The following is a 14,475-nucleotide window of genomic DNA, read 5'->3' on the forward strand; positions in this document are numbered from 1 at the left end:
TTTTATATACGACAAAATGCAGCTTGTTTCGGTAAGTGGTATTTTGATTTAAAAACGTTTGTCGAAGATAAAATACACTTTATCTGAACAACTGTTTTACAACGAGTTTTTTAAATCGCTAAACGACCAAAATCGCCTTCAACAAGGGCTCTGGGTTAATTTTACAATGTAAAAATAACCCAAGTCATGAAAACAGTATTCACTTTTATCTTCTTCTTCATCATCGGAGCGACAGCTATGGCCCAAAGCCCTAGCAAAGAAGTTAAGGTTGAAACATTGACTTACGAAATTGTCATCGATATCAAAATAGAAAAGGCAACCGTTGTGAAAACAAATACCGTTGCAAGAGTTTACAAATTCAAGAACACAAGGGTAAAAAAAGAATTGTCCTTTACCACTAAAAGAAATAAAGCCAAAATCGCTTAATTTTTTTTCTACTGTTTAAAAACAAGCTTGGCTATACGATTCTTCCCTGCCGCGTAGGCTACAGATTCATTTAAGAAACGAATCGTATAAAAACCTTCATCGCTAAGTTGTTTCCATGAAGTTCCACCATCATTGGAATAATCAATCCCGGTAAAACCAACAGCAACTAAATCTTGTCCGCCAGAACCCGGAAAGTATTGTACACAACTTTTATAGCCGGAAGCTTTACCGTCGGCCACGGACAGCCATACGGCACCACCATCGGTAGTCAGAATCTTATTGGCTTTGTTCGCTTCAGGTTCGGTAAAATCACCGCCAATACCATAACCAGTTTTTTTATCATAAAAATCAATGGAATAGATGCCCTGGGTTTCTTTATCTTGAATGATTGGTGTTTTTTTAGATGACCAGCTTTCACCTTTATCTAACGAATAAAATATTCTACCGCCAGTAGTGGCCACCCAAGTATGCGGTCCAATAATTTCAATATTGGTATTACTAGCTGCAAATGCACCTTCTAAACCTTCAGATTCAGGTAACAGGTCACATGGGGTTTTGGTCCAGGTATTACCACCATCTCTAGTAATAATAATACTCAAACAGCCATTCATGGTATCGCCAATGGCAATACCCTCTTTATCGTTCCAAAATTTCATGGCATCATAAAATACGCCTTCACCTTCTTCCATATACACCAAATCCATCTTGCCATTGTCCCCAGTTTTATAAAGCAAGGCCGGATTTCCAATAGAAAGCATGAAAAAATCCGTTGATGTATGCGCAACTGCTCTAAATTCTGGAATACTGGTATGGTATTTCATGGTATTTGTGCGCACTTTTCCAGTAGGTATATCAACCGTGCCATACATTCCGTTGCTCCCGCCAAAAGCCAAGGTATTGGCATCTAAAAATTCAATGGCCCGTATACTTACAGAATCTTTAAAAACTGTTTCAATATCAAGAGCAGTATACTGATTTGATTTAGGTTTAGATTGGCAGCCTATCAAAATGCCACTAAAAATCATTAAAAAGAAGTATTTTTTCATAGTATCAAAAATAAGGAACAAACCCTACCTTTGCACCCTTATTTATAAACCATGCGTTTACACAGAAATTTGGTATTTGCCGTTATTGATGCCCTTGGCATGATTTTCAATGAAAATGAATATGCTGACAAGGTTATTGAAAAAGTATTGCGTTATGATAAGCGCTGGGGTGCACGTGACCGTGGTTTTATTGCAGAAACTACTTATGACATTGTTCGTTGGAAGCGCCTGTATACTGAAATTGCTGAGGTAAATGCACCTTATTCCCGTCAAAACTTGTTCCGCCTTTTTGCCGTTTGGTGCGTGCTTAAAGGTATTGAACTGCCAGATTGGAAACAATTAGAAGAAACTCCCGAACGACGCATTAAAGGTAGGTTCGATGAGTTATCCAAAATTCGAAAATTTAGGGAATCCATACCGGATTGGATGGATGAACGCGGCGCAAAAGCTCTGGGTAACGATTTATGGACCAAAGAAATTGCCGCTTTAAACGCCCAAGCCGAAGTTATTCTCAGAACCAATACCTTAAAAACTTCAAAAGAAAAACTTCGTGCAGCTTTAAAGGCCGAAGAAATAGAAACCGAAACTATTTCTGGAGTCAAAGATGCGCTAAAACTGGTAGTACGCAAAAATGTTTTTGTAACCCAAGCTTTTAAAAATGGATTATTTGAAGTTCAAGATGCTTCATCACAACTCGTCGCTCCATATTTAGAAGTTGGGCCCGGTCAACGTGTTATAGATGCTTGTGCCGGCGCTGGAGGTAAAACCTTGCACTTAGCCTCGCTAATGGAAAATAAGGGGCAACTTATTGCTATGGATATCTATGAGAGTAAACTTAAAAAACTAAAAGTTCGTACACGAAGAAATGGAGTTCATAATGTAGATACAAGGGCTATAGAGTCTACTAAAGTGATTAAAAAATTATATAATTCTGCGGACCGTTTGCTTTTAGATGCCCCATGTTCTGGTTTAGGGGTAATTCGTCGTAACCCAGATTCTAAATGGAAACTACAACCCGAGTTTATAGATAAAATAAAAGGAGTGCAAGGTGACATTCTTAGAAGCTACTCTAAAATGGTAAAGCCTGGCGGCAAGATGGTCTATGCCACTTGCTCCATATTGCCAGAAGAAAACTCTGAACAAGTACAGTCATTTTTAGCTTCAGAAGAGGGTTCAAACTTCACTTTTGAAAAAGAGCAAAACATCTATGCCTCTGAACATGGTTTTGACGGCTTTTACATGGCTTTACTAACTAAAAAATAGATTGATATTTTAGAGTTTTCTTAAGTATTTAAGATCTCTAGGCTAAGTACCTTTGAAAACAACCTGACCAAGGAAAATTAGCGTTAACATGACCGGAATAAAAAAATCCCTTGGTATTCTATTGGCACTAAGCTGCGCAAATTGTTTAGCACAAGATATTTACACCTACAAAAAAGGTGACTATAGCGGAATTGGAAAATGGTACCATGGCAGGGAAATTGCCCATGTCATGGGCTACCAAGGTATGACTTGGCTCGAGCGTACTGAACGTGAAGCGGAAGAAAATACTGAGAAGTTACTTGAGAATATGAACATTTTAGCTACCGATAATATTGCCGATATTGGGGCTGGTTCTGGGTACCACGTATTTAAAATGGCCAAGATAGCCTCCAAAGGAACTATTTATGCAGTTGATATTCAAGATGAGATGCTGGCTGCCATGAAAGAAAAAAGAGTTAATGGAGAATTCAAAAATATAGTCTTAGTAAAAGGAAGCGAGAAAAGTGTGAATCTTGCACCAGATTCAGTGGATAAAGTGCTTATTGTAGATGTCTACCATGAAATGAGTTTCCCTTATGAAATGATGCTATCCATAAAAAAGGCTATGCGAAATAATGGAAGGTTATTTTTAATCGAATATCGCGGTGAAGATGCCAAAGTACCTATCAAAAAACTCCACAAAATGACTGAAAATCAAGCTGTAAAAGAATTGAAAGGCCTAGGATTCACATTAGAAAAAAATATGGATAACCTACCTTGGCAACATTGTATGATTTTCACAAAAAACTAATGAAATCAGTAGTAATCTTATTCATTTTAACCAGTACTATGTCCGCTCAAACTATTGTTGATTTTAAAGAAAACCCTACTGTTAAAAATTGGTTTGTTGTAGATGATGTCGTGATGGGTGGGCGTTCTTCAGGAAATTTCGAAGTAACCGATGATGGTTATGGGAAATTTTCAGGAGAAGTTTCTTTGGAAAATAACGGCGGATTCTCTTCAGTCCGTTATAACATGGAAACTATAAAAATTAATCCCACAAGCAAATTGCTTATTAAGCTCAAGGGTGATGGAAAAAGCTATCAATTTAGAGTTAAAGCTAATAGGGACGATTATTACAGTTATATCACTAAATTTAATACTACGGGCAAATGGCAAAGCTTAGAGTTCACCTTGGCCGACCTCTACCCAACTTTTCGTGGTAGAAAATTAGACTTTCCAAATTTTGACAAAACAAACCTAGAAGAACTCAGGTTTTTAATTGGTAATAAAAAAGCGCAAAATTTTGAATTGTTCATCAAATCAATTCAAATTATCAAAGCATTAGATTGAAGAAATAGACTTGAGAAACTATCAACAACTTTAGTTAAAAACTGTTTTAAACTCTCACTTTAAAAGGAGTAAAAAATCGTAAATTTGCGTTTTCTTAATCTGTACAATAGATAGGCACTTATGATTCACTTCTTTGGGGATATTGCGACTAAAGTTTTCGCTGTCCAAACTGCTCAAGAAATCACCTCTGAAAATGAAAAAAAATTATCTTGGTTATTCGGTAACCAACCAAAAATAAACGCGGCGTCTCTGGACGCCTTTTTTGTTGGCCCACGTGCCGCGATGGTTACCCCTTGGAGTACCAATGCCACAGAAATCACACAAAATATGGGCATTGAAGGGATAATTCGTATTGAAGAATTTAAAGCGGTAGAGGAAAATTCTACCGATTTTGATCCCATGCTACTCCAAAAGTACAGTGGGCTACATCAAGATATTTATACAATTGATGTTATCCCTGAGGCAATTCTACCTATTGATGATATTGCTGCTTATAACCAACAAGAAGGTTTGGCACTAAGTGATGACGAAGTTGATTATTTGGAAAATCTTTCAAAAAATATTGGTCGTAAACTTACAGATTCAGAAGTGTTTGGTTTTAGTCAGGTAAACTCTGAGCATTGCCGGCATAAGATTTTCAATGGCACTTTTGTAATTGATGGTGAAGAAATGCCAACTTCCTTGTTCAAACTGATTAAAAAAACATCAGCTGAAAATCCCAATGATATCGTATCTGCCTACAAGGACAATGTAGCTTTTATAAAAGGCCCAAAAGTGGTACAATTTGCCCCAAAAACTGCTGACAAGCCTGACTTTTACGAAGAACAGGAGTTTGATTCCGTATTATCGTTAAAAGCAGAGACACATAACTTCCCAACTACGGTAGAACCTTTTAATGGCGCTGCCACTGGTTCGGGTGGTGAAATTCGTGACCGTCTTGCCGGTGGAAAAGGCTCATTACCTTTAGCGGGAACTGCAGTGTATATGACTGCATATTCGCGTTTGGAAGAAAATAGGGAATGGGAAAATGCTTTTCCAGCAAGACCATGGCTCTACCAGACCCCTATGGATATTTTGATTAAAGCTTCAAATGGAGCTTCGGACTTTGGAAACAAATTTGGGCAGCCCTTAATAGCAGGCTCTGTGCTTACGTTTGAACACCATGAAGACAATAAAAATCTAGGTTACGACAAAGTCATTATGCAAGCAGGCGGTATTGGCTATGGCAAAGCGGAACAAGCATTAAAGGATACGCCCAACAAAGGTGATAAAATCGTAATTCTTGGTGGTGACAATTATCGAATTGGTATGGGTGGAGCAGCCGTTTCTAGCGCAGATACCGGAGAGTTTGAATCCGCAATTGAATTAAACGCTGTACAACGTTCTAATCCAGAAATGCAAAAACGCGCAGCTAATGCCATAAGAGGCATGGTAGAAAGCCATGATAATCCGATTGTTTCCATTCACGACCATGGTGCAGGCGGGCATTTGAATTGTCTTTCGGAACTGGTAGAAGATACTGGCGGCCAAATCGATTTAGATAAATTACCCGTTGGTGACCCTACCCTATCTGCCAAAGAAATTATTGGCAACGAAAGTCAGGAACGTATGGGCTTGGTCATTGGCGAAAAAGATACAGACCTCTTAAAACGAATTGCCGACCGAGAACGCTCCCCTATGTACGAAGTAGGCGAAGTAACCGGCGAACATCGATTTACCTTTGAGTCTAAAACAACTCGTGAAAAACCAATGGATTTAGCACTCTCCGATATGTTCGGAAGTTCACCAAAGACCATTATGGAAGACTCCAAAGTCGAAGTACATTATAAAGATGCTAGCTATTCTTTGGAGCATTTTCATGACTATCTAAATCAAGTTTTACAATTAGAAGCTGTTGCGTGCAAAGATTGGCTCACCAACAAAGTTGACCGCTGTGTGGGCGGTAAAGTAGCTAAGCAACAATGTGCAGGCCCATTGCAGCTGCCTTTGAACAATGTTGGCGTAATGGCGCTAGATTTTAAAGGTAAAGAAGGAATTGCCACAAGTATTGGACATTCACCCGTTTCAGGACTAATAGACCCGATTGCTGGAAGCAGAAATAGTATTGCCGAAGCTTTAACGAATCTAGTTTGGGCACCGATTAAAGATGGCATACAGTCTGTTTCACTTTCGGCGAATTGGATGTGGCCCTGTAAAAATGAAGGAGAAGATGCCCGTTTATATGAGGCCGTACAAGCGATTTCGGACTTTTCTATTGCCTTAGGCATTAATGTACCAACTGGGAAAGATTCTCTTTCTATGAAGCAGAAATACAAAGACCAAGAGGTTATTGCCCCTGGTACTGTAGTGATTTCGGCAGCTGCAAATTGCAACGATATCACTAAAATTGTAGAACCTGTTTTACAAAAAGATGGCGGAGCTATTTATTACATCAATCTATCTAAAGACACCTTTAAACTTGGTGGTTCTTCTTTTGGTCAAATATTAAACAGTATTGGTAGCGAAGCACCAAGCATCATGGATGCGGCTTATTTCAAAACAGCTTTTAACACCATACAGAAACTGATTGTTGACGGACACATTCTTGCTGGCCATGATATTGGTTCTGGTGGATTAATTACAACATTATTAGAACTATGCTTTGCTGACAATAATTTGGGTGCTGAACTCGATTTAAGTCCATTGGGAGAGCAAGATGTCATAAAAGTGCTGTTTGCTGAAAATATTGGCCTTGTTATTCAGACCAAAGATGCTGCCACTGAAAAATTGATGGAATCAGTTGGATTAGATTTCTACAAACTTGGTCATGTCATTGAAGAAGGAGAGCTACGTCTCAAAAATAACGGGGTAGAAATAGGTTTAAATGTTAACTCCCTTCGTGATACTTGGTTTAAGACTTCGTATTTATTGGACAATAAACAAACGGCTAATGGTTTGGCAAAAGACCGTTATAACAACTACAAGGTACAGTCTTTAAACTATGCTTTCCCTGATAACTTTAACGGGAAACAACCCATCACTTCAAGCGGAGTTGAGAAACCAAAAGCAGCCATTCTTCGTGAAAAAGGAAGTAACTCCGAACGTGAAATGGCAAATGCCATGTTTTTAGCTGGTTTTGATGTAAAAGATGTTCACATGACTGATTTGATATCCGGTCGGGAAACTTTGGAAGACATTCAGTTTTTAGGTGCTGTGGGCGGATTCTCAAACTCCGATGTGCTAGGCAGTGCAAAAGGCTGGGCAGGGGCTATCAAATACAATGAAAAAGCGAACAAAGTCATCAACGATTTCTTCGCACGACCTGACACCCTATCTATCGGTATCTGTAATGGTTGCCAGTTGTTTATGGAATTGGACCTCATCAATCCCGAGCACAAAACGCACGGAAAGATGACCTACAATGATTCTGGAAAACATGAGAGTAATTTTACTTCGGTAGAAATTCAAAAGAATAATTCTGTAATGCTTTCTAATCTTGAAGGGGCTAAGCTAGGTGTATGGATTTCACATGGGGAAGGTAAATTCAGTCTGCCACTCTCCGAAGAAAACTATGATATTGTTGCCAAATACGGTTACGAAGGGTATCCGGCGAATCCTAACGGAAGCGATTTTAACACCGCTATGCTTTGTGACAAAACGGGGAGACATTTGGTAACCATGCCACATATAGAAAGGTCAATTTTTCCTTGGAACTGGGCGCATTACCCAAAAGACAAGCAAGACGACAAAGTTTCACCTTGGTTACAAGCTTTTGTTAATGCTAGGGAGTGGGTTGTTGAAAATTCGTAATTTGAAGGTACTAACAAACAACCTAGAAACATGAATAATCAATCACCAACAGTAGACAGAAGAAATTTCATTAAAAAATCATCATTACTAACTCTTGGTGCTTTCGGTACCACTGGGGTGATGGCTGCGCCGCATTTACAACCTTTACCAAGTTTCACCCAAGATAGTGATATTAATATTGTCGGCCCTAAAGAGGGTTATACACCACAGGTAGGAACTTTAGTTTCTATGATGAATTGGATGCGCATGGTTATTCTATCTCCGGTTAAGAATATGAGTATTTCAGACCTTGATTATCTAGTCGATGATGAAGCAAATAGTATTGGGGCTATGTTAATGCACCTAGCAGCTACGGAACGTTTTTATCAAATTCACACATTTGAAAACAAAAAATGGGGCGATTGGTCTAAAGAAGATTCCGAGAAATGGTCAGTTGCTTCAGGATTGGGCGCAAAAGCTAGAAAAGAAATAAAAGGCAAACCATACGAATACTATTTAGAAGAGATGACAAAGGTTCGTGACTTTACACTAGCGGAATTTAAAAAACGTGACGATGATTGGTTGATGAAGGTGGATAAGGAATTTCCGTGGGGGGCGACCAATAATTACTGCAAATGGTTTCATGTGTGCGAACATGAATCCAACCATAATGGACAATTTAAATTTATCAAGTCAAGAATAGTTTAAGTAATGACTATTCGTCCAGCAAAAAAAGATGATGTTGTCGCCATTGTCGAAATGATTGCCAATGATAAATTAGGTATGCTAAGGGAAATTTTTAAAATCCCGCTTCCGGATAGCTATTACGAGGCATTTCACAATATTGCTTCCGACCCGAATCAAGAATTAGTAGTGCTAGAAAATGAATCTCAAATTGTAATTGGTACTTTACAACTCTCTTTTATTCAATACTTGACTTATCAAGGAGGCATTCGCGCTCAAATTGAAGCCGTTAGAATTCATGAAGAACATAGGGGAAAAGGTATTGGTCAACGACTTTTTAAATGGGCAATAGCAAGAGCTAAAGAAAAGAGAGCCCATGTTGTTCAACTGACAACGGATAAAAAGAGGCCTGAAGCATTGCACTTTTATGAAAAACTTGGTTTTAAAGCCACCCATGCAGGAATGAAACTTCATTTACCATAAGATTGGCAATTATTTGGCTTGGTTTTTAGAGATGTCATTTTAAAATCCCGCTTGCTTTCCCTATTTTGCAATTACTTAATAGAAACTTGGTATGCAAACGGTAACTAGACTCTTCGATTTTCCTTATTATCAATTAGAAAAATTCAATTTAAAAAAGGCTCTAGTATCCAAAATAGATGGGAGATGGGTGTCTACCTCCTCCCAAGAGTACATAAATCAGGCAAATGCCATAAGCAGGGGTTTATTACGATTGGGTGTCAAACCAAATGATAAAATTGCCATCATCTCGATGACAAATAGAACGGAGTGGAATATCTGTGATATTGGCATTTTACAAGTAGGGGCTCAAAACGTGCCTATCTATCCTACAATTTCAGAAGACGACTATGAATATGTGCTTAATCACTCAGAAGCAAAATATTGTTTTGTTTCTTGCCAAGAAGTTCTAGATAAAGTACTTGCCATTAGTGGTAAACTGAAAAAATTAAAAGATGTGTTTTCCTTTGATGACTTACCCAATTGTGAAAATTGGGGCAAAGTATTAGAAAAAGGCAAAGACACCAGTAATCAAGACGAAGTTGAGGCTAGAAAAGCTGCCGTACAACCTCAAGACTTGGCCACTTTAATATACACCTCTGGCACAACTGGCAGACCAAAAGGGGTTATGTTGTCGCACAACAACATTGTATCGAATGTTATTGCGAGTAAAGAGCGAGTTCCCTTCCAAGCGGGGGACAGCTCCCTTAGCTTCTTACCAGTTTGTCATATTTTCGAGCGTATGATACTTTACTTATATCAGTATTGCGGTATTCAAATTCATTTTGCTGAGGGCTTGGATAAAATAAGTGACAATCTAAAAGAGGTCAAACCAGAAGTGATGACGGTAGTACCTAGATTGCTTGAAAAAGTATATGATTCCATCATCGCGAAAGGAACCGCCCTCGAAGGCATCAAGAAAAAATTATTCTTTTGGGCCGTTGAACTAGGGCTTAAATATGAACCGTATGGTCAAAATGGCTGGTGGTACGAAAAACAGCTAGGTCTGGCCCGAAAACTAATGTTTAGCAAATGGCAAGAAGGTCTCGGTGGTAATCTGACTACGATGGTCTCTGGCAGTGCAGCATTGCAGACCAGGTTAAGCCGAGTATTTGGTGCAGCGGGTATACCAGTAATGGAAGGCTATGGTTTAACGGAAACCTCTCCCGTAATCTCAGTAAATCAAGAAGAAAGCAAAGGTTGGAAAATCGGTTCGGTAGGTCGCATCATAAATGATGTAGAAGTAAAGATTGCAGAAGATGGGGAGATTCTTTGTAAAGGACCGAACGTAATGATGGGATATTATAAAGACCCTGAAAAGACAGCTGAGGTTCTTAAAAATGGATATTTCCATACTGGGGATATTGGTGAAATAGATGACGATGGATTTTTAAGAATTACCGACCGCAAAAAAGAAATGTTCAAAACTTCAGGTGGTAAATACGTCGCCCCTCAACTTTTAGAAAACAGATTTAAACAATCTCGTTTTATTGACCAGATTATGGTCGTAGGCGAAGGAGAAAAAATGCCTGCTGCTTTGATACAACCTAATTTTGAATTTTTATATTCTTGGGCAGAAAGAAACAACATATCCGTTGGTGAAAATTCAGATATTGTGCTGAATGAAAAAGTTATAGACAGAATTCAAGAAGAAATAGATTCGGCCAATGAAGACTTTGCAAAATGGGAAAAAGTAAAACAGTTTAGACTTACCCCCGATGTTTGGAGTATTGATGACGGTCATCTTACACCTACAATGAAGCTTAGAAGAAAAATTGTAAAAGAAAAGTACATCGAACTGTATAACGATATTTACAATCATTAATGGATTTTGAAAAGTATACTACTAAAAAACTAAAAACCTTACTGGGAGTTCTCTTGGGAATTGCAATCGTAGGTGTTATACTTTTTTGTTTTTTGATTGGGGTAAGCCTTTATGGAATAGGAAATGGAAAAGATGGTATCTTTCTAGCCATAACACCAGCATTGTTATTCCCATCAGTTTTACTACCGTTGCTATTTGCTTTTCTAATTAATAAAGAAATTAGGAAAAGAGAGGTCGGGTAAGCCTTAAAGTTTCAATGTACTCTTTATACAAAACACCCATTTTCATCTTTAAATTTATTATGCATGCATAATAAATTTTCCTATATTTGGTATCGATTTTTATTCTATGAAAGATTTAACCATCGACTATGCCTTAAGAGCAACCTGGCAGGCAGTTATCAAAATGTATAACGAAGAAGCTAAAAACTATGGCCTCACCATGGCAATAGGTTTTACCTTGTTAAGTATTGACCCGAAAAAAGGAACACCAAGTACAGCGCTTGGGCCAAAAATGGGTATGGAGTCTACCAGTCTTTCTAGAATATTAAAAAGTATTGAAGAAAAGGGCTATATCGAAAGAAGACCCAACCCGAATGATGGTAGAGGCGTGTTAATTCATTTAACATCGCTTGGGCTTGCGAAAAGAAAAGATTCGAAAGAAGTAGTACTTCGATTTAATGAGGCCGTAAAAGATGATATTTCAGAAGAAGATTTAACGGGTTTTTTCAATACCATTGAGGTTATCAATAAATTGATTTTAGACAAAAAAATATACTCAAAAACAACAACTAATTAACACGTATAAATGAAAAGGCATATCAATAAAGTAGCCGTCATTGGTTCTGGTATTATGGGAAGTGGCATCGCTTGCCACTTTGCCAACATTGGTGTTGAGGTCTTATTGCTTGACATTGTCCCTAGAGAATTAAATGACAAAGAAAAAGCTAAGGGTCTTTCTCTTGAAGACAAAGTAGTTCGTAATCGTTTAGTAAACGATTCGTTGACAGCTGCATTAAAATCAAAGCCCTCTCCTATTTACCATCAAAAATTTGCTGGTAGAATCACTACTGGAAATTTAGAAGATGATATTGCTAAAGTTTCTGCTGTAGACTGGATTATTGAGGTGGTTGTAGAAAGACTGGATATTAAAAAAATAGTTTTTGAGAATTTAGAAAAACATAGAACTCCTGGTACCTTAATTACATCGAACACCTCCGGTATTCCTATCAATTTTATGAGCGAGGGCAGAAGTGATGATTTTCAAAAGCATTTTTGTGGAACGCACTTTTTTAACCCAGCACGATACTTAAAACTATTCGAGATTATTCCAGGTCCCAAAACTTCTTCAGAAGTATTGGAATTTTTAAACGGCTATGGAGAGCAATTCTTAGGTAAAACCTCGGTAGTGGCCAAAGATACCCCAGCCTTTATCGGTAACCGTATCGGTATTTTCAGTATTCAGAGCCTTTTCCATGCGGTTAAGGAAATGGGTATGACCGTTGAAGAGGTCGATAAACTTACAGGTCCGGTTATTGGTAGACCAAAATCAGCGACGTTTAGAACGGTTGATGTAGTTGGTTTGGATACTTTAGTACATGTTGCTAATGGAATTGCAGAAAATTGTAAAGATGACGAACGTCATGCTTTATTTTCCCTACCAGATTTCATCTCCACAATGATGGAAAACAAATGGCTGGGCAGCAAGTCTGGGCAAGGGTTCTACAAAAAATCAAAAGACGCCAAGGGTAAGACTGAAATCTTGACACTTGACTTGGACACGATGGAATATCGATCTAAAAAAGGTGCAAAGTTTGCAACATTGGAGCTTACGAAAACTATTGATAATGTAGTTGATAGATTTGCTGTTTTATGTGGAGGAAAAGATAAGGCTGGGGAGTTTTATCGTAAGAGTTTTGGTGCGCTATTCGCTTATGTTTCACATCGTATTCCAGAAATCACCGACGACCTCTATAAAATAGACGACGCTATGAAGGCTGGTTTCGGTTGGGAACATGGCCCATTCCAAATATGGGATGCTGTAGGATTGGATAAAGGTTTAGAGTTTATTGCTGCTGAAAATCAAGAGGCTGCCTCTTGGGTAGCAGAAATGAAAGCCACAGGCATTACTTCATTTTACACTGTAAAAGATGGTGCTACTTACTTCTATGATATTCCTAAAAAAGAGATGGTTAAAATTCCTGGACAGGATGCCTTCATCATTTTAGATAATATCAGAAAATCAAAAGAAGTCTTTAAAAATAACGGTGTGGTTGTCGAAGATTTAGGAGATGGCATTTTAAATGTTGAGTTCCAATCTAAGATGAATACCATTGGTGGCGATGTTTTGGCCGGATTAAACAAAGCCATTGACTTGGCCGAGAAAGATTATCAAGGTCTAGTAGTTGGTAATCAGGCTGCTAATTTCTCTGTTGGTGCCAATATCGGAATGATTTTCATGATGGCCGTCGAGCAAGAGTATGATGAGCTAAATATGGCCATAAAAATGTTCCAAGATACCATGATGCGCATGCGTTATTCGTCTATTCCGACGGTGTCTGCCCCACATGGCATGACTTTAGGTGGAGGTTGTGAACTTTCATTGCATGCAGACAAAGTAGTTGCTGCAGCTGAAACATATATTGGTCTAGTAGAGTTCGGAGTTGGAGTTATTCCTGGTGGTGGAGGTTCTAAAGAATTTGCTTTACGAGCATCAGATTCTTTTAGAAAGGGTGATGTTGAATTAAATATTTTGCAAGAGTACTTTTTAACTATTGGAATGGCAAAAGTATCCACTTCAGCCTATGAAGCTTATGACCTAGGTATTCTTCAAAAAGGAAAAGATATTGTTGTAGTTAACAAAGACAGACAAATCGCGACTGCCAAAGCGCATGCTAAATTAATGGCTGAAGCGGGCTACACAAAACCACCAACCAGAAAAGATGTTAAGGTACTCGGTAAGCAGGCCTTAGGTATGTTTTTAGTTGGAACTGATTCTATGGAAGCAAGCAATTACATTAGTGAGCACGACAAAAAAATCGCAAATAAGCTAGCTTATGTTATGGCAGGTGGTGATTTATCTGAACCGACCTACGTTTCTGAACAATACCTTCTTGATATTGAGAGAGAAGCGTTCTTATCGCTCTGTACCGAACGTAAAACATTAGAGCGTATTCAGCACATGTTAAAAACTGGTAAACCATTGCGAAACTAGTTTCGTAGTATTGAGAAATGAGTAATTAAGAACTGAGATGCACAAAGTTGAAAATCTTAAAATTTGGAGAAAAGCAATAGAACTCGTAAAAAAGGTCTACTTGCTTATTTCTGAATTGCCAAAAGATGAAAAATACGGACTGGTCTCTCAAATTAAAAGAAGTTCAGTATCAATTCCTTCTAACATAGCTGAAGGGGCTGGTAGAAATTCTAATAAAGAGTTTAAACATTTCTTGAGTATAACAAATGGCTCTGCTTATGAGCTTCAAACCCAATTAACACTTACAATTGAATTAAAACTATTAACTAAAGAAAAAGTACAACCATTAATAGATAATTGTATTGAACTACAAAAAATGAATTATTCATTTCAGCAGAAACTATAACTCAGTACTAAAAT

13 protein-coding genes are annotated in these 14,475 nt (G+C 38.1%); 12 read left to right on the top strand and 1 reads right to left on the bottom strand.

Translation table 11 applies throughout. The features are described from left to right. Window positions 1–186: 186 nt before the first annotated feature. The gene (locus ACZ1GR_RS03070) at window positions 187–426 is read left to right on the top strand and encodes a hypothetical protein (RefSeq protein ID WP_472610777.1); all 240 of its coding nucleotides are present in this window, start codon (window positions 187–189) and stop codon (window positions 424–426) included. Window positions 427–434: 8 nt separating this feature from the next. Here the strand turns inward: ACZ1GR_RS03070 and ACZ1GR_RS03075 are convergent, their stop codons facing one another. Continuing rightward, complete coding sequence (locus tag ACZ1GR_RS03075) at window positions 435–1,472, bottom strand: WD40/YVTN/BNR-like repeat-containing protein (RefSeq protein WP_472610778.1); 1,038 nt, start codon at window positions 1,470–1,472, stop codon at window positions 435–437. A 51-nt stretch (window positions 1,473–1,523) separates the two neighbouring features. Between ACZ1GR_RS03075 and ACZ1GR_RS03080 the strand changes: the two genes are divergently transcribed. The 11 genes from ACZ1GR_RS03080 to ACZ1GR_RS03130 all read left to right on the top strand — a co-directional run bounded on the left by ACZ1GR_RS03080 (window position 1,524) and on the right by ACZ1GR_RS03130 (window position 14,461). Then, on the top strand, window positions 1,524–2,735 hold the full coding sequence (locus tag ACZ1GR_RS03080; protein ID WP_472610779.1) for an RsmB/NOP family class I SAM-dependent RNA methyltransferase: 1,212 nt from the start codon (window positions 1,524–1,526) through the stop codon (window positions 2,733–2,735). Between the two features lie 88 nt (window positions 2,736–2,823). Further along, window positions 2,824–3,525: a class I SAM-dependent methyltransferase gene (locus tag ACZ1GR_RS03085; RefSeq protein ID WP_472610780.1), complete on the top strand. Its 702-nt coding sequence runs from the start codon at window positions 2,824–2,826 to the stop codon at window positions 3,523–3,525. Beyond that, the gene (locus ACZ1GR_RS03090; protein ID WP_472610781.1) at window positions 3,525–4,067 is read left to right on the top strand and encodes a CIA30 family protein; all 543 of its coding nucleotides are present in this window, start codon (window positions 3,525–3,527) and stop codon (window positions 4,065–4,067) included. Before ACZ1GR_RS03085 ends, ACZ1GR_RS03090 begins: the two co-directional genes overlap by 1 nt. A gap of 120 nt (window positions 4,068–4,187) precedes the next feature. Beyond that, window positions 4,188–7,856: a phosphoribosylformylglycinamidine synthase gene (gene purL / locus ACZ1GR_RS03095; RefSeq protein ID WP_472610782.1), complete on the top strand. Its 3,669-nt coding sequence runs from the start codon at window positions 4,188–4,190 to the stop codon at window positions 7,854–7,856. Window positions 7,857–7,886: 30 nt separating this feature from the next. Next, window positions 7,887–8,543: a DinB family protein gene (locus tag ACZ1GR_RS03100; RefSeq protein ID WP_472610783.1), complete on the top strand. Its 657-nt coding sequence runs from the start codon at window positions 7,887–7,889 to the stop codon at window positions 8,541–8,543. 3 nt (window positions 8,544–8,546) lie between these two features. Further along, window positions 8,547–9,002, top strand: coding sequence for a GNAT family N-acetyltransferase (locus ACZ1GR_RS03105; protein ID WP_472610784.1), 456 nt, complete (start codon window positions 8,547–8,549; stop codon window positions 9,000–9,002). A 91-nt stretch (window positions 9,003–9,093) separates the two neighbouring features. Next, window positions 9,094–10,863 (top strand): AMP-dependent synthetase/ligase, encoded by a 1,770-nt coding sequence (locus ACZ1GR_RS03110; protein WP_472610785.1) that lies wholly within the window; start codon window positions 9,094–9,096, stop codon window positions 10,861–10,863. Continuing rightward, window positions 10,863–11,105 (top strand): hypothetical protein, encoded by a 243-nt coding sequence (locus tag ACZ1GR_RS03115; RefSeq protein WP_472610786.1) that lies wholly within the window; start codon window positions 10,863–10,865, stop codon window positions 11,103–11,105. The genes ACZ1GR_RS03110 and ACZ1GR_RS03115 overlap by 1 nt, the downstream gene beginning before the upstream one ends. A gap of 106 nt (window positions 11,106–11,211) precedes the next feature. Further along, a complete protein-coding gene (locus ACZ1GR_RS03120; protein WP_377766500.1) occupies window positions 11,212–11,661 on the top strand; it encodes a MarR family winged helix-turn-helix transcriptional regulator in 450 nt (149 codons plus the stop codon). 9 nt (window positions 11,662–11,670) lie between these two features. Beyond that, window positions 11,671–14,076, top strand: a complete 2,406-nt coding sequence (locus tag ACZ1GR_RS03125; protein WP_472610787.1) for a 3-hydroxyacyl-CoA dehydrogenase/enoyl-CoA hydratase family protein — start codon at window positions 11,671–11,673, stop codon at window positions 14,074–14,076. Window positions 14,077–14,113: 37 nt separating this feature from the next. After that, entirely contained in the window at window positions 14,114–14,461 is a 348-nt protein-coding gene (locus ACZ1GR_RS03130; protein WP_472610788.1) for a four helix bundle protein, read from the top strand. Window positions 14,462–14,475 lie beyond the last annotated feature (14 nt).

Source organism: Croceitalea sp. W27 (genome assembly GCF_055693185.1).

Bases quoted from the DNA above. Each gene is read 5' to 3' on its own strand.
- ACZ1GR_RS03130 (WP_472610788.1), top strand. From the start codon at position 14,114: ATGCACAAAGTTGAAAATCTTAAAATTTGGAGAAAAGCAATAGAACTC.
- ACZ1GR_RS03090 (WP_472610781.1), top strand. From the start codon at position 3,525: ATGAAATCAGTAGTAATCTTATTCATTTTAACCAGTACTATGTCCGCT.
- ACZ1GR_RS03120 (WP_377766500.1), top strand. From the start codon at position 11,212: ATGAAAGATTTAACCATCGACTATGCCTTAAGAGCAACCTGGCAGGCA.
- ACZ1GR_RS03080 (WP_472610779.1), top strand. From the start codon at position 1,524: ATGCGTTTACACAGAAATTTGGTATTTGCCGTTATTGATGCCCTTGGC.
- ACZ1GR_RS03100 (WP_472610783.1), top strand. From the start codon at position 7,887: ATGAATAATCAATCACCAACAGTAGACAGAAGAAATTTCATTAAAAAA.
- ACZ1GR_RS03085 (WP_472610780.1), top strand. From the start codon at position 2,824: ATGACCGGAATAAAAAAATCCCTTGGTATTCTATTGGCACTAAGCTGC.
- ACZ1GR_RS03110 (WP_472610785.1), top strand. From the start codon at position 9,094: ATGCAAACGGTAACTAGACTCTTCGATTTTCCTTATTATCAATTAGAA.
- ACZ1GR_RS03115 (WP_472610786.1), top strand. From the start codon at position 10,863: ATGGATTTTGAAAAGTATACTACTAAAAAACTAAAAACCTTACTGGGA.
- ACZ1GR_RS03070 (WP_472610777.1), top strand. From the start codon at position 187: ATGAAAACAGTATTCACTTTTATCTTCTTCTTCATCATCGGAGCGACA.
- ACZ1GR_RS03125 (WP_472610787.1), top strand. From the start codon at position 11,671: ATGAAAAGGCATATCAATAAAGTAGCCGTCATTGGTTCTGGTATTATG.
- purL (WP_472610782.1), top strand. From the start codon at position 4,188: ATGATTCACTTCTTTGGGGATATTGCGACTAAAGTTTTCGCTGTCCAA.
- ACZ1GR_RS03075 (WP_472610778.1), bottom strand. From the start codon at position 1,472: ATGAAAAAATACTTCTTTTTAATGATTTTTAGTGGCATTTTGATAGGC.
- ACZ1GR_RS03105 (WP_472610784.1), top strand. From the start codon at position 8,547: ATGACTATTCGTCCAGCAAAAAAAGATGATGTTGTCGCCATTGTCGAA.